Here is a 17,667-nt window from a genome sequence, read left to right as displayed (position 1 = left end):
GACATTAGGGCGGGCCGAACACCCCACACATGGTGTGCGCCACCATGGTCTGTCCGTCCTGGTGGGTTGTGGCCCCACCATCGCACCGCCGCGGCGGCCTAGGATCGGGGGCATGCACGATGACGTGGATGCGGGCACCCGACTGCTCGAGCTCCTGGCCACCGGCGCGTCGGCCGCCGAACTGGCCGCCCTCGACGTCGACCCTCACGCCCGCGATCTCGCCGTGCGCATCAGTGGCGCGTTCGACGTCCAGCGCCGACGTGAGCAACAGCTCGCGGCGCTCGTGGACACCGCCGGTGAGCTCGCGTCGATGAGCGATCCGTCGGTGGTCCTCGATGCCATCGTTCGTCGCGCCCGCGCCCTCATGGGCACCGACGTCGCCTACCTGACGCTCTACGACCATGAGCGGGGCGACACCTTCATGCGCGCCACCGCGGGATCCGTGTCGGCCCAGTTCCAGGTCGTCCGACTCGCGTTCGGCGCAGGACTCGGCGGACTCGTGGCGCAGTCGCACAAGCCGTACTGGACGGCCGACTACTTCGCGGATGCACGCTTCCGCCACACGCATTCCATCGATGGCGCCGTCGGCGACGAGGGTCTCGTCGCCATCTGCGGCACACCCCTCATCGTCAAGGACGAGTTCGTCGGGGTCCTCTTCGCGTCCAACCGCACGCCTCGCCCGTTCACGCACGACGAGGTGGCCCTGCTCGGGTCTCTCGCGGCCCTCGCCGCTGTCACGATCGTCCAGGTGCGTGCCGTCGAGGAGTCGTCCCGCACGCTCGCAGCTCTGTCCGAGGCCACCGAACGGGTCAGCCAGTACGCCGCCGGAATCGAGCGGGCCGCCGCGGCGCACGACCGCTTCGCCGACATCGTGCTCGAGGGTGGCGGGGTGGACGACCTCACCGCCTCGCTCACCCGGCTGCTGGGTGGCTGGGCGCTCCTCCTCGACGTGGACGGCGCTCCCCGCAGCGTCGCCGGAGAGGATCCGCCCACGGGCCAGGCCCTCGACGACCTGACTGCGCGGGCCGCCGCCGGCATCGACGGCGGTCGGTTGTCGCGACTGGGTGATGACTGGGCCATCGGCATCGCCGCGTCCGGGGAGCCGCTCGGGAGCCTGGTCATCGGCGACGTCTCCCCCATGGATGACTCCGACGAGCGCACCGTCGAGCGCGCCGCCGTGGTCACTGCGCTCGTCCTCCTCGGAGAGCGCAACCGCGCAGAGGCACGACAGCAGCAGCGCACCGACATCGTGGCCGGGCTGGTCTCCGGGCACGGCGACCTCGGGCTGCTCCTGCCGGCCGCTCGCTCGCTGGGACTCGATCTGCACGAGCCCACGTCGCTGCTCGTCGTGCTGGGTCCGGAGTCGGCCCCTGCGCGGTCTCTCGTCCTTGGGGTCAGCGCCGCACTGGGTGGCTCAGGCCTGGTGGGTGAGGTGGACGGTCACGTCGTCGCCCTCGTTCCCGGATCGGAACCCGGTTCTGCCGCAGCCGATCTCGCGCAGAGACTCTTACGCAACCAGACGGTCACTGTCGGCGCGGCGGGTCCGGTGCACGAGTCCACCCACACGGTCGCGGCCGACCTCGCTGCCGGTCTCGCCGCTGCCCACACCGAGGCCCTGCGCACGGCGGAAGCACTCGTTGCGCTCGGCCGCCGCGGTGACGGTGCGGCAGCAGCCGACCTGGGTTTCGCGGGACTCATCGTGGGCACCCAACCCGAGGTGACGGCATACGTGCACTCGATCCTTGGACCTCTCGACGATTACGACAACGCTCGGGGCACCGACCTCGTCGGGACGCTCGAGGCGTACTTCCTCGCGGGCGCCAGCCCTCGCCATGCGGCCACTCGCCTGCACGTCCACACCAATACCGTCGCCCAGCGTCTCGAGCGGATCACCCGTCTCGTCGGTGACGGCTGGCAGTCACCCGAACGCGCCCTGGAGCTCCAGCTCGCACTGCGGCTGCGTCATCTCGTCGCGGCCAGCTGACGATCGATCGCGTCGGCGAGCACCGCCACCGGTGCCGGATCGAGGATGACCGAGTAGTGGTTGGTGTCGGGGACCGCCGTCACCCGCACGTCCCCCGGGAGGTCGAGGGCAGCCAGGCGCTCCTCGTCGTAGAGGCCTTGCGGCTCGTCCATGAGCCCACGTTCCGCCCAGAGCAGCTCGACGTCCATCTCCGCGCCGACGGCACGACTGGCGGCCGAGAGAGTGTCGGGATCGGCGAGCACGTCACGTCCGTCGGCGCGCACGGCGTCGAGGACACAACTGGAACGCCACCCGTCCGCCGACTGCACCAGGTCGTGGTCGAGGTAACGCCGCAGGATCGCGCCGCTCTGCCCGGCGAGCAACGGCCCGACCGCGGGATGACGGCGCCAGAAGGCGAGGTGGTCCGCGGGTGAGTCGAAGACCATCGACAACCGAGCCATGGCCGGCCCGATGACCGCTGCGAGAGCGTCATCGATCGCACCCGCGGGAGCCGGGAAGCCCAGCCCGCCGTCGACGAGGAGGAGCGATCGATAGCGCTCCGGCTCCTCCGCGGCGGCGAGGGCCGCGACGAACGCACCCATCGAGTGGCCGATGAGCAGCGGCCGTCCTCCGAAGGCCGACGCGACGGCGAGGACGTCCTGCGCATGGGTGGCCAGACCATAGGGGCCGGGCACACCACGGCTCGACGCCCGCCCGCGCAGGTCCGGTGCGAGCAGACGGATGGTGCCGGTGCCGTGCCGTCGGACGAGCTCGTCGGCGAGGGCCTGCCACGCGAGTCCGTTGGCAGTGATGCCGTGGACGGCGAGGACAACCGGGACGTCGGCCGAAGCCGCCCCCGGGATGAGGTCGTGGACCGCGATCGTGCCGTCGGGCACCTCGACGGTGTAGGCCGGGACGACGTTCACGGGCTCCCCTTCACGTGACGGGTCGCCGGATGCCACCCGAGAACTGCGACCGTATGCCGGACGGTCCGGACCGCGCATGGGTTCCGACCCCACAACTCCCCCGGCGTCGTGTGCCCCCACCTCGTCTCACGTCCGACTTATTGCCGCGCTGGGACACGACTCCTCGGCCGAGACCGCCGAACTCGTGTCCCAGCGAGGCAATGAGTCGCGGGCCTGTGTCAGCGGAGGGTGTCGAGCAGCTTCGCACTGACCGCGTCCGGAGTCAGACCGACGAGGTCGAGCACCTGCCCGCGGGAGCCGTGGTCGAGGAACTCGCGCGGCAGGCCGAAGAGCTCCACGGGCGTGTCAATTCCGCTGTCCCGCAACGACTTCACGACGTGCGAGCCGACACCACCCGACACCGAGTTGTCCTCGACGACGGCAATGCGCGACGCGCTCCGGGCAAGCTCACCGATCACAGGGTGGACCGGCAGTGCCCAGACCGGATCGACGACCCGGACGCGGAGTCCTTCGGCCGCGAGCTTCTCGGCCACGGTAAGCGCCGTCGCCGCCATCGACCCGACGCCGACGAGGAGCAGGTCGACCTCCTCCGCGTCGGGCTCGGCGAGCACGTCGACACCGTCGACGGTCCGGACGGCCTCGATCGCATCGGCGACCGACCCCTTGGGGAAGCGGATGACGGACGGCGCGTCGTCGATGTCGACGGCGGCGCGCAGGGCGATGGGGATCTGCTGCCCGTCGCGAGGCGCGGCCAGGTGCAGGCCCGGGACGATGCCGGCGATCGACATGTCCCACATGCCGTGGTGCGATGCGCCGTCCGGCCCCGTGATCCCCGATCGGTCGAGGACGAACGTCACTCCGGCCTTGTGCAGCGCGCAGTCCATGAGGAGCTGGTCGAAGGCCCGGTTGAGGAAGGTCGCATAGATCGCGACAACCGGATGCAGGCCGGCATACGCCAGGCCAGCGGCCATCGTCGTCGCGTGCTGCTCGGCGATGCCCACGTCGAAGGTGCGATCCGGGAAGCGCTTGGCGAACGCGTCGAGTCCAACCGGGATCATCATGGCCGCGGTGATCGCGACGATGTCCTTGCGCTCCTCCCCCAGCTCGACGAGCGCGTCACTGAACTCGTCGGTCCAGCTCCGGCCGGAGATCTCGAGCGGCAGGCCAGTCTCGGGGTTGATGACGCCGACCGCGTGGAACTGGTCGCTCTCGTCGTTGACCGCCGGGTCGTAGCCCTTGCCCTTCTGGGTGATGACGTGGACGAGGACCGGTCCGTTGAACGCCTTCGCGCGACGCAGCGCCTGCTCGAGCGCAGCCTCGTCGTGCCCGTCGACCGGCCCGATGTACTTGAGCCCCAGGTCCTCGAAGAGACCCTGCGGCGCCACGATGTCCTTGATGCCCTTCTTGACGCCGTGCAGCGTCTCGTACATCGCACCGCCGACGACGGGCGTGCGGTGCAGGGTGTTCTTGCCCCAGTCGAGGAAGCGCTCGTAGCCGCGCGTCGTCCGCAGGGTCGAGAGGTGGTCGGCGAGACCGCCGCGCGTCGGCGCGTAGGACCGCTCGTTGTCGTTGACGACGATGACGAGCGGGAGGTCGGACTCCGCGGCGATGTTGTTGAGGGCTTCCCAGGCCATGCCGCCGGTGAGTGCCCCGTCACCGATGACCGCGACGGTATGCCGGTCGCTCGCCCCCGTGACGACGCGTCCGGCCGCGATGCCGTGGGCCCACGACAACGAGCTCGAGGCGTGCGAGCTCTCGACGACGTCGTGCTCGGACTCGGCGCGGCTCGGGTAGCCGGACAGGCCGCCCTGCTTGCGGAGCCCGGAGAAGTCGTGGCGCCCGGTGAGGAGCTTGTGGACGTAGGACTGGTGGCCGGTGTCGAAGACGACGGCGTCGCGCGGACTGTCGAACACACGGTGGATCGCGATGGTGAGCTCGACGACGCCGAGGTTCGGTCCGAGGTGGCCGCCGGTGCGGGACACCTCGTCGACGAGGAAGGTTCGGATCTCCTGAGCCAGGGTCTCCAGCTCCGGACGAGTCAGGTCCTTGAGGTCGTCAGGCCCCTGAATGCGCTCCAGCACGCTCACGCGTTCTCCCTCTCGGTGCGGTTGTCCATCCGCAAGAGTCTAGGTGCTTCCGTTGCTGCTGCCGCTCCCCCTCGGGTGTCGACCGCACCACCCTCACGAAACGTTCACGGGCTCCACACCCTCCCTCGTGCGAGGCAGGAGTGCGGAGCCCGTGATCGCCCCTCCGGGGTCGGTCCCCCTGTGGAGTGTGGGCCGGCAGCGGACGCTCCCCGGTGACCGACTACTTCACCGAGACGGCGTCCCAGGCCTTGGCCACGGCGGCGGCCTGCGTGGACGACGCTCCGTAGAGGTCGCCGGCAGCCTTGACGGTCGCGGCGCGTGCGCCGGAGTAGTTCGTCGAGGACGTCATGTAGACGGTGAGCGCGCGGTACCAGATCTTCGCGGCGGCGTCGCGGCCGATGCCGCTGATCGTCGTGCCGTTGCACGTCGTGGAGTTGTGCGCCTTCCCACCGAAGGTCTTGGCGCCCGAGCCCTCGGCGAGCAGGTAGAAGAAGTGGTTGCCCACACCCGAGGAGTAGTGCACGTCGAGGTTCGCGACCGACGAGCTCCAGCAGTTGACCGACGAGCCGTCCGAACTCGGGTTGTCCATGCGGCGGAAGCCGAGTCCCTTGGCGAGGTCGAACTCCTCGCCGATGAGGTAGTCGCCCGGGTCGTTCGGGTTGTTCGCGCTGAACTCGACCATCGTCCCGAAGATGTCGCTCGTCGACTCGTTGAGGCCACCGGACTCCTTGGAGTAGGTGAGGTTCGCCGAGTTCTCGATGACGCCGTGGCTCATCTCGTGGCCAGCGACGTCGAGCGAGACGAGCGGCCCGAACGAGGACCCGTCACCGTCGCCATACGTCATCTGCTTGCCGTCCCAGAACGCGTTGACGTAGTTCGAGCCGTAGTGAACTCGGCTCGGCGAGCCCTGACCGGTGTTCCAGATGCCGTTGCGGCCGTGGGCGTTCTTGAAGTAGTCCCACGTGCGCGCCTGACCGTAGGCAGCGTCCACGGCGGCGGTCTGCCGGTTGAAATTCGAGCCCGTGCCCCACACGTTGTCGGCGTCGGTGTAGAGCGTTCCGGCCGAGCAGCCGATCTGGAGGATCTGGCAGAAGATGCTGTCGGTCTTGTTGCCCATGTCGGTGACCTGGGAGTTGCCGCGCGTCGTGTCCTTGAGCTGGTAGCTCGAGCCGGACTGCGTCGTCTGGATCGTCACCGTCCCGCTGTAGAGCGAGGATCCACTGCCGTCGGCCTCGTGGATCTCGTCGGCCGAACCGACGACGGCCCCGGTCGTGGCGTCGACCCACGTGTGCAGTCGACTCGGGGTGCCGTTCTCGCGCACTCCGCTGGCCCGCACGTCCCACACGAGTCGCGGGGTGCCGTCGGTGGCGTCGACGGCGAGGGTCGGTGCGGCCTTGTCGAGGTTCACGCCGGCAGGAAGGGTCGGGCGCGTCGCCTGTCGGGCCTTGGCGGACGTGATCTTCGGCGTCGTCGAGACGGTGAGCGGAGCACGCAGGGTCTGGCTGACCGAGTCGACGGCACCGTCGGCACCGAGGTGTGCCACGAGGTCACCACCGAGAACGGGCAGGCCGGCATACGTTCGGTTCATCCGCACGTGACGGGCACCGGAACTCTCGCCGAGCGCCGAGGACGCGATGAGGTCCTCCCCGGCGGCGAGCCGCAGCAGTCCGGGGGCCGCACGCAGCGCCTGCTCCGCGGACGCGCCCACGGAGGCCACGTCGAGTTGGCGGAGCGGACCGATGGGGTCGGCGGGCCGGGCCGACGCCGCCGGGACGACCGTGGCGATGGCCGCCGAGCCGGCTGCGAGGCAGGCGAGGACGGAGAGGGATCGACGCATGGGGACTTCCTTGTCGTGTGTCGAGGTCACTGCGCGGACGCGCGAGTGGGCCTCATCAAAGCCGCGTCCGGCACCGCTTCGGAAGGGACTTGGTCAACTCCTTACTCAACGTATACCTCGGTCAAGAACTCCCCTGCACACTCAGAGCCTCGGCACGAAGGCGTGCCCCTGCATCGCCTCGAGCAGGAGACCGGCGGCCCTGCGGGCCGCGAGCAGTCGCGCCCCTTCCGCCTCGAGAGCGGCGAGCGCCGCCGCGATCCCTTCGGGCTCGACGTGCTCCCCGAGGTCGACCCGCAGACCCCTGTATGCCGTCCGCATCGCTCCCAGCTGCGCGTCCAGGTGGTGCGCGGTCACCCAGGCGAGGGCGATCGGGTGACGGCGCCACACGGCATACATGCGGTAGTCCGACGGGCAGTGGTCGAGCAGCCAGCCAACGGCGGGCACCTGCCAGCCTGGCGCTCCCGGTGGGGGCACGCGGTCGGGCCACCCGGGAGGCCCCGGACGGCGGGATCCGCCGGGGGCACCGGGGCTCGCGGCACGGCGCAGCGGAGGCGGCGCCGGACTCTCGAACATGTGTTCGATGATAACCCAGACACCCAGATGGTCACTCGGGTCACATCGTGGACCACTCCCCTCGCTTCATAACGGACACTTATGCTTTCCATCAGCACAACGCCACTTTGAGGAACGAGGAACAGATGACGAGCGTCGCCTCCGGCAGCCGCACCCTGCGGCCGCCGCGCACCGGCAGGTCCAACGGCCAGTGGGCCGTCGACGGCCGTGAGCCGCTCAACCCCAACGAGGCGTTCAAGGCCGCCGACAACGGCCTCAACGTCCGCGAGCGCATCGAGACGACCTACGCGCGCGACGGCTTCGACTCGATCCCCGGTGAGGACCTGCACGGGCGCTTCCGCTGGTGGGGCCTCTACACCCAGCGCAAGCCGGGCATCGACGGCGGGCGCACCGCCCAGCTCGAACCGCACGAGCTCGAGGACAAGTTCTTCATGCTCCGGGTGCGCACCGACGGGCAGCTCCTCTCCCCCGCCCACCTGCGCGTCCTCGGCGGCATCTCGACCGACTTCGCCCGCGAGAGCGCGGACATCAGCGACCGGCAGAACATCCAGTACCACTGGATCGCCATCGAGGACGTCCCCGAGATCTGGCGCCGACTCGAGTCCGTTGGCCTCCAGACGACCGAGGCCTGCGGCGACACTCCGCGCGGGTTCCTCGGCAGCCCGGTCGCGGGCGTCGCCGCCGACGAGATCATCGACCCCACCGAGCTCATCAAGGTCATCACCGACCGGTGGCTCGGTGACCCGGAGCTCTCGAACCTGCCGCGCAAGTTCAAGACCGCGATCACCGGGCACCCGAGCCTCGACGTCGTCCACGAGATCAACGACATCTCCCTCGTCGGTGTCGTCCACCCCGAGCTCGGCCCCGGCTACGACCTCTGGGTCGGCGGCGGACTCTCGACCGCTCCGCGCCTGGCCGAGCGGATCGGTGTCTTCGTCTCCGAGGAGGACGCGCCCGACGTCTGGCACGGCGTCATCCAGATCTTCCGTGACTACGGCTTCCGGCGGATGCGCACCAAGGCACGCCTGAAGTTCGTCATGGCCGAGTGGGGGCCGGCGAAGTTCCGTGAGGTCCTCGAGACCGAGTACCTCGGCCGGGCGCTCCCCGACGGCCCCGCGCCCGCGCCCGCCACGGGCCCGGGCGACCACGTCGGCGTCCACGAGCAGAAGGATGGCCGCTTCTACGTCGGCGCAGCCCCCACGGTCGGCCGGATCAGTGGCACGAAGCTCACGACCCTCGCCGAGCTCATCGAGCAGGTCGGTGCCGACGGTGTGCGTCTCACCGCCCACCAGAAGCTCGTCGTCCTCGGCGTGCCGGCCGACGGTGTCGACACGCTCGTCGCCGGACTCGAGGAGCTCGGCCTCACGACGACGCCGAGCCCGTTCCGCCGCACGACGATGGCCTGCACCGGCATCGAGTACTGCAAGCTCGCGATCGTCGACACCAAGGACACGGCCACCGCGGTCATCGCCGAGCTCGAGAACCGCCTTGCCGGGATCGAGCTGGACACGCCGATCGCGTTGCACGTCAACGGTTGCCCGAACTCGTGCGCCCGCATTCAGACCGCGGACATCGGCCTCAAGGGCCTCATCACGACGAACGACGCGGGCGAGAACGTGCCCGGCTTCCAGGTCCACCTCGGCGGCGGTCTTGCCTCCCCCGAGCGCGACGAGGCCGGGCTTGGACGCACCGTCCGAGGGCTCAAGGTGCAGGCCTCGGAGCTCGCGGACTACGTCGAGCGTCTCGTCCGTCGTTTCGCCGAGCAGCGCGCCGCCGGCGAGTCCTTCGCCACCTGGGCCCACCGCGTCACCGACGAGGAGCTGACATGAGCGCGACCACCACACCCGGACGCACGAAGCGCAGCGAGGAGGAGCTCCGCGCCCTCGCCGCCGAGGGTGCCCAGCTCGACGACACCGACGCCGCCGGCGTGGCTCGCTGGGCCGCCGAGACATTCCCGGGAACTCTCGCCGTCGCGTGCAGCATGGCCGAAGGCGTTCTGCCGCACCTGATTTCGCAGCATGCACCGGGCGTGGACGTGCTGTTCCTCGAGACCGGCTACCACTTCGCCGACACCATCGGGACCCGAGCACGTGTCGCCGACGAGCTCGACGTGACGATCGTCGACGTCCTGCCCGAGCTCACCGTCGCCGAGCAGGACGCGAAGTACGGTCCCCACCTCTACGAGCGCGACCCCGCCCGGTGCTGCGCCATGCGCAAGATGGAGCCGCTGGCCCGCACGCTCGGCGGCTACGAGGCCTGGGTGACCGGGGTGCGCCGCGACGAGGCACCGACTCGCACCACGACCCCGCTCGTGACCTTCGACGAGAAGCACGGGTTGGTCAAGATCAACCCGTTGGTGACGTGGACGCTCGACGACCTCACGGCATACGCGACTGACCACAACGTGCCCGTCAACCTCCTGATGTACGACGGCTACCCCTCGATCGGCTGCGAGCCGTGCACGCAACGTGTCGCCCCCGGCGACGACCCGAGGTCCGGCCGCTGGGCCGGACTCGCCAAGACGGAATGCGGGATCCACACATGAGCGCAGTGACCATCGCAACCGAACAGGCGACGGACGCCACGTCGGCACCGACCACGGGAACGACGGACGCCCCCGAGGCCGCTGATTCCCGCGTGCTCGACCAGCTCGACGTCCTCGAGGCCGAGGCGATCCAGATCATCCGCGAGGTCGTGGGTGAGCTCGAGCGGCCCGCGTTGCTCTTCAGCGGCGGCAAGGACTCCGTCGTCATGCTGCACCTCGCGACGAAGGCCTTCTGGCCGGCGCCGATCCCGTTCCCGGTGCTGCACGTCGACACCGGCCACAACTTCCCCGAGGTTCTGGACTACCGCGACGAGACCGTCGAGCGTCTCGGGCTCCGGCTCGAGGTCGCCAAGGTCCAGGACTACCTCGACGACGGTCGCCTGCGGGAGCGGGCGGACGGTCTGCGCAACGCGCTGCAGACCCAGCCGCTCCTCGACGCCATCAACGAGCACCGCTTCGACGGTGTCTTCGGCGGCGGGCGACGCGACGAGGAGAAGGCCCGCGCCAAGGAGCGGATCGTCTCGCTGCGTGACGAGTTCGGCCAGTGGGACCCGAAGAACCAGCGGCCCGAGCTGTGGAACCTCTACAACCCGCGGCACCGCCCCGGCGAGCACGTCCGCGCCTTCCCGATCAGCAACTGGACCGAGGTCGACGTCTGGCGCTACATCGAGCGCGAGGACATCCCGCTCGCGCCGCTCTACTATGCCCACGAGCGCGAGGTGTTCCAGCGCGACGGCATGTGGCTCGCCGTCGGCCCGTACTCGGAGCCGCGCGAGGAAGAGACCGTCGAGACGCGCCTCGTCCGATACCGCACCGTCGGCGACATGTCGTGCACCGGGGCCGTCGAGTCCCCGGCTCGGACGAACGCCGAGATCGTCCTCGAGGTGTCCGCCTCGACCCTGACCGAGCGCGGCGCGACCCGTGCCGACGACCGGATCTCCGAGGCCGCCATGGAGGACCGCAAGAAGGAAGGCTATTTCTGATGGGCGCTCACACCGGGACCCTGCTCCGTCTCGCGACGGCCGGCTCCGTCGACGACGGCAAGTCCACGCTCGTCGGCCGACTCCTCCACGACACGAAGTCGGTGCTGTCCGACCAGCTCGCCGCCGTCGAACGCGTCTCGCGCGACCGAGGTCTGACCGCCGCCGACCTCGCACTCCTCACCGACGGCCTGCGTGCCGAGCGTGAGCAGGGCATCACGATCGACGTCGCCTACCGCTACTTCGCCACGGCGAACCGGTCCTTCGTCCTCGCCGACTGCCCGGGCCACGTCCAGTACACGCGCAACACCGTCACCGGCGGCTCGACCGCCGACGTCGTCGTCCTCCTCGTCGACGCCCGCAAGGGAGTCCTCGAGCAGACCCGTCGCCACCTGGCCGTGACCGCGCTCCTGCGCGTGCCGCACGTCATCGTTGCCGTCAACAAGATCGACCTCGTCGACTTCTCCCAGGAGGTCTTCGAGCGCGTCAACGCCGAGGTTCAGGCCGTCGCGCGCGAGCTCGGCGTCGAGGAGGCCACGGCCATCCCCGTGAGCGCACTCGACGGGGACAACATCGCCGAGCGCTCGTCACGAACCCCTTGGTATGCCGGTCCCAGCCTTCTCGAGCTCCTCGAGTCCCTGCCCACCTCCGACGACCCCACGCGCGAGGCCTTCCGGCTGCCCGTCCAGCTCGTCATCCGCCCCCAGGGCGCCGCTCGCGAGAAAGCTCATCGGGACTACCGCGGGTATGCCGGTCACGTCGCCTCTGGCGTCGTGCGCATCGGCGATGAGGTCGTCGTCCTGCCGTCGGGGCGCCGATCCACGGTGACCGGCATCGACCTCGGCGAGCGGACCCTCGAGGAGGCCTTCGCCCCGCAGTCGGTGACGTTGCGCCTCGCGGACGAGATCGACATCTCGCGTGGCGACATCATCGCCGCTGCGGCCGATGCGCCGGAACCGACCCAGGACATCTCGGCGGTCGTGTGCTGGCTCGGCGACGCACCCCTGCGCCCGGGCCAGCGCCTCCTCTTCAAGCATGGCTCGCGCACGGTTCAGACGGCGGTGCGCACGCTCGACGGTGTCCTCGACCTCGACGACCTCCACTCGGTGACGGCAGAAGCCCTGTCGCTCAACGACATTGGCCTCGTGACCCTGCGGCTCGCCAGTCCGGTGCCAGTCGAGAACTACTCGACGTCGCGCCGGGGTGGCTCCTTCCTCCTCATCGATGCCCACGACGGCCGCACGGTCGCCGCGGGCATGGTCGGTGCGACGCTTCCGACGGCGGCGGACGCGCCGACCCAGCCCGAGGGTGACGAGGAATGGGACATCTGACCCACGGGGGGCTCCGCCCCCCGTGCACCCCCCAACGCCACGCCTGGAGGCACGGTGTCGACTCCTCCTAAGGGCGCGCTGCCGGTCGCCCTCGACCTGACCGGCCGCCTCGTCGCCGTCTTCGGCGGCGGGCCGGTGACCGGACGACGACTGCGCACCTTCCTCGACGAGGGTGCCATCGTTCGGGTCGTCACCCCCTGGGCGTGCGAGGAGGTCCTCGACCTCGTCGCCGAGCACCCGGATCGCGTGGAGTGGCTGCAACGCGACTACGCCGGGCCGGCCGACCTCGACGGCGCGTGGCTGGTCCACACCGCCACCGGCGACCCCGACGTCGACTCGACCATCGGAGCCGACGCCCAGAACCTCCGGATCTGGTGCATCGACGCCACCGACGCCCGGGCGACGCGTGCGAGCGTCCTTGCCCGCACTTCCGTGACGACCGCCGACGGCACGGTCCAGGTGGCGGTCCATGGTGGCGGCGACCCCGTCCTCGCCGCGACGGTGCGCAACGGCATCGACCTCGCGCTCCGCACCGGCGAGCTCGACCTCCGCCGCCACCGCCCGCGCGACACCGGCTGGGTCGCCCTCGTCGGCGGCGGACCCGGCGGGGACGGGCTCCTCACTACCCGCGCCCACGAGCTTCTGGCGAGCGCCGACGTCGTCGTCATCGACCGCCTCGCCCCGAGAGGCGTCGTGTCGCGCCTGCCCGGGTCCGTCCGTGTCATCGACGTCGGCAAGACCCCGGGCCACCACCCGGTCCCCCAGCACCGCATCAACGACATCCTCGTCGAGGAGGCACAGCGCGGTCTGGGCGTCGTCCGTCTCAAGGGCGGCGATCCGTACGTCCTCGGACGCGGAGGCGAGGAACGCCTCGCATGCGAGGCACACGGCATACCGGTCGAAGTCGTTCCCGGTGTCACGAGCGCCATCTCGGTCCCTGCCGCCGCTGGGATCCCGGTGACCCACCGCGGACTGGCGAAGTCGTTCACCGTGGTCACCGGCCACGAACAGTTGCCGGCGCTGCACCCGGGAACGGACCACACGCTCGTGCTCCTCATGGGGGTTTCAGGCCTCGAGGAAACAGCGAACACCCTTGTGGCACAGGGCCGCCCGGCCGACTGCCCCGTCGCGATCATCGAGCGCGGATGGACACCCGAGCAGCGGGTCACCCTCGGCACACTCGACGACATCGCCGGCCTGGCAGCGTCACGTGGCGTCCGCTCCCCCGCGGTCATCGTCGTCGGCGACGTCGTCACCCTCGCCCATACCGCCCACTGATTGTGACTTGGCGCACTCCCCGTCCCACTGACTGTGAGTTCGGAGAGTGGACGTCAGCATGTTGGTGCGCCGACGGGCGGCTGTCGGGCCCGGCCACTAGCGTCGAACCATGGACAGCGAACGCGCAGACCTCATCGAGTCCCTCCGACAGCACCGCAGGTTCCTCCGCTTCACCACCCAGGACCTCACCGACGAGCAGGCGCGTGAGCGCACCACGGTCAGCGAGCTGACGCTCGGCGGCCTCATCAAGCACGTCGCCCAGACCGAGGCCGAGTGGGCCCGGTTCATCGTCGACGGGCCTCGGGACACCCCCGACATCGACTGGGAGAACGTCGACTGGAGCAACCCTCCGCCCGAGGTGGTCGCGTTCCAGAACTCGCATCGCATGACCGAGGACGAGACCCTCGCCGGACTGCTGGCCGACTACGAGGAGGTGGCGGCGCGCACCGACGCCCTCGTCGAGTCACTCCCCGATCTCAGCGCCACGCAGCCCTTGCCCAAGGCGCCGTGGTTCGAGGAAGGTGCGGTCCGCAGCGCTCGACGCTCGATCCTGCACATCATTGCCGAGACCTCCCAGCACTCCGGTCACGCCGACATCATCCGCGAGGCCCTCGACGGCCAGAAGACCATGGGCTGACCTCACTTCGGCCCGCCCTGAGGGGTTGTCAGCGGTATGAGTCGGCACGGTGTTCGATCGCCACGATCGTGACGTGAACCTCGATCCGGAAGATCACCCGGTAATCACCCCGGCGGGCACTGTGGAGACCTTCGAGCTCGAAACGCAGGGCCTTGCCCACGCGATGGGGGTTCTGCGCCAAGGGGCCGTAGATGAACTCGATCGCTGCGGTGGCGACCTTCTCTGGCAGCCTCTGCAGGGCACGCTTCGCCGTGGGCGTCCAGGCGACGTCGGACGGCTCTGGCATCAGGGACGAAGACTCGCCAGGAGTTCGTCCTTGCTGAGGACCCCGACCTCACCGGATGCGAGGTCAGCAAGGCTCTCGCTGATCTGACGGACCAACTTCGGCCGACCGACGACCTCAAGCGTCTCCTCCAGCGAGGCGAGGTCATCCGTGCTGATGACGACTGCTGCCGGCTTGCCGTGCCTCGTGATGACGACACGATCGTGCTCACGCTCGACCTGGTCCACGACCTCGGACAGGCGGTTCTTCACCTCTCGCAGGGCCATCTCTGGGGTCACACTCATGGCTACAAGTGTAGCCATATTGCCCCACCTCTCCAATGGCCGGACCGCTTCGCCCCTGAGCAGCGGGAGACGCGAGACGCCCGTATGCCGTGAGCTCACGGCATACGGGCGTCTTCGTCTTTGCGACGTCCTCGCGGTTACTTCACGAGTGAGCGGAGGACGTACTGGAGGATGCCGCCGTTGCGGTAGTAGTCGGCCTCACCGGGGGTGTCGATACGCACCACCGCGTCGAAGGTGACGTCATCCTTGCCCTCTCGGGACGCGGCGACCTTCACCGTCTTGGGCGTGCGGCCCTCGTTGAGCTCGGTGATCCCCGAGATCGAGAAGGTCTCGGTGCCGTCGAGGCCGAGGGAGTCCGCGTTCTCGCCCTGCGGGAACTGGAGCGGGATGACGCCCATGCCGATGAGGTTGGAGCGGTGGATGCGCTCGTAGCTCTCGGTGATGACGGCGCGGACACCGAGGAGTGCGGTGCCCTTGGCCGCCCAGTCACGTGAGGAGCCCGAGCCGTACTCCTTGCCGGCCAGGATGACGAGCGGGGTGCCCGCGGCCTGGTAGTTCGCCGACGCGTCGAAGATGGTGCTCTGCTCGCCGCCCTGGGTGAAGTCGCGGGTGAAGCCACCCTCGACGCCGTCGAGCAGGAGGTTCTTGAGGCGGATGTTGGCGAACGTCCCACGGATCATGACCTCGTGGTTGCCGCGACGCGAGCCGTAGGAGTTGAAGTCCTTGCGCTCGACACCGTGCTCGGCGAGGTACTTGCCTGCAGGGCTGTCGGTCTTGATGGCACCGGCCGGGCTGATGTGGTCGGTCGTGACCGAGTCGCCGAGCTTGGCGAGGACGCGCGCGCCCTCGATGTCGGTGACGGGGGTCGTCTCCATCTGCATGCCGTCGAAGTACGGGGGCTTGCGGACGTAGGTCGACTCGGCGTCCCACTCGAAGGTGTTGCCCTCGGGCGTGGGCAGCGACTGCCAGCGCTCGTCACCGGCGAAGACGTCGGCGTAGTCCTTGGTGAACAGCTCCTGGCTGATTGCACCGGCGATGGTCGCCTCGACATCAGCGGGGGCCGGCCAGATGTCCTTGAGGAAGACGTCGTTGCCGTCCGTGTCCTTGCCGAGCGCATCGGTCTCGAAGTCGAAGTCCATCGTCCCGGCCAGCGCGTAGGCGATGACGAGCGGCGGCGACGCGAGGTAGTTCATCTTCACGTCGGGGTTGATGCGACCCTCGAAGTTGCGGTTGCCCGAGAGGACCGAGACGACGGCAAGGTCGTTGTCGTTCACGGCCTTGCTCACCTCGTCGATGATCGGGCCCGAGTTGCCGATGCAGGTCGTGCAGCCGTAACCGACGAGGTGGAAGCCGAGCTTCTCGAGGTAGGGCCACATGCCGGCCTTGTCGTAGTAGCCGGTGACGACCTTGGAGCCCGGAGCCATCGACGTCTTGACCCACGGGGCGACGGTGAGACCGCGCTCCACCGCGTTCTTGGCGAGCATGGCCGCGGCCATCATCACCGACGGGTTGGACGTGTTGGTGCACGACGTGATCGACGCGATGGCGACGATGCCGTGGTCGACCTCGGCCTCCTGGCCGTTGATCGTGATGGCGACCTTCTGGGTCGGGCGGTCCGAGCCGTTGCCCTCGTCGGCCGGCTTGTCGCCGCCGTTCTGGCCGTCGGGCGAGCCCTGGGGCGTCGGGTCGCTCGCCGGGAACGAGCTCGCCGTGCCGTCGTCACCCTCGTGGTGCGAGACGTAGGTGGGCAGCACCTTGCGGAAGGACTCCTTGGCGTCGGTGAGCGCGATGCGGTCCTGCGGGCGCTTCGGGCCGGCGATCGAGGGCACGACGCTCGAGAGGTCGAGCTCGAGCCGCTCGGAGTAGCGGGCCTCGGGCTGGTCCGGGCCGGCGTTGAGCCACATGCCCTGCTCCTTGGCGTACGCCTCGACGAGCGCGAGCGACTCCTCGGAGCGGCCGGTGAGGCGGAGGTAGTCGATGGTGACCGAGTCGATCGGGAAGATCGCGCAGGTCGAACCGAACTCCGGGCTCATGTTGCCGATGGTGGCGCGGTTGGCCAGCGGGACCTGGGCGACGCCGTCGCCGTAGAACTCGACGAACTTGCCGACGACACCGTGCTTGCGCAGCATCTCGGTGATCGTGAGGACGACGTCGGTCGCGGTCGCACCCTCCGGGATCGAGCCCGAGAGCTTGAAGCCGACGACGCGCGGGATGAGCATGGAGACGGGCTGGCCGAGCATGGCCGCCTCGGCCTCGATGCCGCCGACTCCCCAGCCGAGGACGCCGAGGCCGTTGACCATCGTCGTGTGCGAGTCGGTGCCGACGCAGGTGTCCGGGTAGGCGACCGTTGCTCCGTCGATCTCACGGGTCATGACCGTGCGGGCCAGGTGCTCGATGTTGACCTGGTGGACGATGCCGGTGCCCGGCGGGACGACCTTGAAGTCGTCGAACGCGGTCTGGCCCCAGCGGAGGAACTTGTAGCGCTCGTTGTTGCGCTCGTACTCGATCTCGACGTTGCGCTCGAACGCGTCCTGGCGACCGAAGACGTCGATGATGACGGAGTGGTCGATGACGAGCTCGGCCGGCGCCAGCGGGTTGATCTTTTCCGGGTTGCCACCGAGGTCGGCGACGGCCTCACGCATCGTCGCGAGGTCGACGACGCAGGGCACGCCGGTGAAGTCCTGCATGATCACGCGACCGGGCGTGAACTGGATCTCGGTGTCGGGCTCGGCGTTCTCGTCCCAGCCACCGAGGGCCCGGATGTGGTCGGCCGTGATGTTGGCGCCGTCCTCGGTCCGCAGGAGGTTCTCGAGGAGGACCTTGAGGCTGAACGGGAGGGTCTCACTGCCCTCGACCGCAGCCAGTCGGTAGATGTCGTAGGCCTTGTCGCCCACCTGGAGTTCGCCGTGTGCCTTGAAGCTGTCAGTGCTCGTCACGAGCCTG

The 17,667-nt window shown here is 69.5% G+C and carries 14 protein-coding genes; 7 read left to right on the top strand and 7 right to left on the bottom strand.

Going from position 1 to position 17,667, the window contains the following annotated elements:
• The first annotated feature begins 112 nt into the window (after positions 1 to 112).
• A complete protein-coding gene (locus tag N803_RS04235) occupies positions 113 to 1,984 on the top strand; it encodes a helix-turn-helix domain-containing protein (RefSeq protein ID WP_035902928.1) in 1,872 nt (623 codons plus the stop codon).
• On the opposite strand, the gene N803_RS04230 is transcribed toward N803_RS04235, so the two are convergent.
• The 4 genes from N803_RS04230 to N803_RS04215 form a co-directional block, all read right to left on the bottom strand.
• Positions 1,963 to 2,889, bottom strand: a complete 927-nt coding sequence (locus N803_RS04230) for an alpha/beta hydrolase (protein WP_035902927.1) — start codon at positions 2,887 to 2,889, stop codon at positions 1,963 to 1,965. The genes N803_RS04235 and N803_RS04230 overlap by 22 nt on opposite strands.
• Positions 2,890 to 3,107: 218 nt before the next feature.
• Complete coding sequence (gene dxs, locus N803_RS04225; protein WP_035902926.1) at positions 3,108 to 4,976, bottom strand: 1-deoxy-D-xylulose-5-phosphate synthase; 1,869 nt, start codon at positions 4,974 to 4,976, stop codon at positions 3,108 to 3,110.
• Between the two features lie 220 nt (positions 4,977 to 5,196).
• A complete protein-coding gene (locus N803_RS04220; protein ID WP_035902925.1) occupies positions 5,197 to 6,813 on the bottom strand; it encodes a M4 family metallopeptidase in 1,617 nt (538 codons plus the stop codon).
• A gap of 141 nt (positions 6,814 to 6,954) precedes the next feature.
• Positions 6,955 to 7,386, bottom strand: coding sequence for a hypothetical protein (locus N803_RS04215; protein ID WP_245616999.1), 432 nt, complete (start codon positions 7,384 to 7,386; stop codon positions 6,955 to 6,957).
• 125 nt (positions 7,387 to 7,511) lie between these two features.
• Between N803_RS04215 and N803_RS04210 the strand changes: the two genes are divergently transcribed.
• The 6 genes from N803_RS04210 (at position 7,512) to N803_RS04185 (ending at position 14,157) form a co-directional block, all read left to right on the top strand.
• Positions 7,512 to 9,215 carry a nitrite/sulfite reductase gene (locus N803_RS04210; protein WP_035902922.1) on the top strand — a complete coding sequence of 568 codons (1,704 nt, stop codon included), beginning with the start codon at positions 7,512 to 7,514 and terminating at the stop codon, positions 9,213 to 9,215.
• Entirely contained in the window at positions 9,212 to 9,931 is a 720-nt protein-coding gene (locus N803_RS04205) for a phosphoadenylyl-sulfate reductase (RefSeq protein ID WP_035902921.1), read from the top strand. The genes N803_RS04210 and N803_RS04205 overlap by 4 nt, the downstream gene beginning before the upstream one ends.
• The gene (cysD, locus tag N803_RS04200) at positions 9,928 to 10,914 is read left to right on the top strand and encodes a sulfate adenylyltransferase subunit CysD (protein WP_084763992.1); all 987 of its coding nucleotides are present in this window, start codon (positions 9,928 to 9,930) and stop codon (positions 10,912 to 10,914) included. The genes N803_RS04205 and cysD overlap by 4 nt, the downstream gene beginning before the upstream one ends.
• Positions 10,914 to 12,242, top strand: a complete 1,329-nt coding sequence (locus tag N803_RS04195) for a sulfate adenylyltransferase subunit 1 (RefSeq protein WP_035902919.1) — start codon at positions 10,914 to 10,916, stop codon at positions 12,240 to 12,242. The genes cysD and N803_RS04195 overlap by 1 nt, the downstream gene beginning before the upstream one ends.
• Positions 12,243 to 12,296: 54 nt before the next feature.
• Positions 12,297 to 13,520, top strand: coding sequence for a uroporphyrinogen-III C-methyltransferase (gene cobA, locus N803_RS04190; RefSeq protein ID WP_052111763.1), 1,224 nt, complete (start codon positions 12,297 to 12,299; stop codon positions 13,518 to 13,520).
• 109 nt (positions 13,521 to 13,629) lie between these two features.
• Entirely contained in the window at positions 13,630 to 14,157 is a 528-nt protein-coding gene (locus N803_RS04185; protein WP_035902918.1) for a DinB family protein, read from the top strand.
• A 28-nt stretch (positions 14,158 to 14,185) separates the two neighbouring features.
• On the opposite strand, the gene N803_RS04180 is transcribed toward N803_RS04185, so the two are convergent.
• The 3 genes from N803_RS04180 to acnA all read right to left on the bottom strand — a co-directional run bounded on the left by N803_RS04180 (position 14,186) and on the right by acnA (position 17,660).
• Positions 14,186 to 14,443, bottom strand: coding sequence for a type II toxin-antitoxin system RelE family toxin (locus N803_RS04180; RefSeq protein ID WP_035902917.1), 258 nt, complete (start codon positions 14,441 to 14,443; stop codon positions 14,186 to 14,188).
• On the bottom strand, positions 14,443 to 14,724 hold the full coding sequence (locus tag N803_RS04175) for a type II toxin-antitoxin system Phd/YefM family antitoxin (protein ID WP_035902916.1): 282 nt from the start codon (positions 14,722 to 14,724) through the stop codon (positions 14,443 to 14,445). The genes N803_RS04180 and N803_RS04175 overlap by 1 nt, the downstream gene beginning before the upstream one ends.
• A 137-nt stretch (positions 14,725 to 14,861) precedes the next feature.
• Positions 14,862 to 17,660 carry an aconitate hydratase AcnA gene (gene acnA, locus N803_RS04170; RefSeq protein ID WP_035902914.1) on the bottom strand — a complete coding sequence of 933 codons (2,799 nt, stop codon included), beginning with the start codon at positions 17,658 to 17,660 and terminating at the stop codon, positions 14,862 to 14,864.
• Positions 17,661 to 17,667 lie beyond the last annotated feature (7 nt).

Source organism: Knoellia subterranea KCTC 19937, from assembly GCF_000768685.1.
GTDB classification, from domain to species: Bacteria; Actinomycetota; Actinomycetes; order Actinomycetales; family Dermatophilaceae; genus Knoellia; species Knoellia subterranea.
Note: the sequence above shows the minus strand (reverse complement) of the source record. Positions and strands in the feature narration are given on the sequence as shown.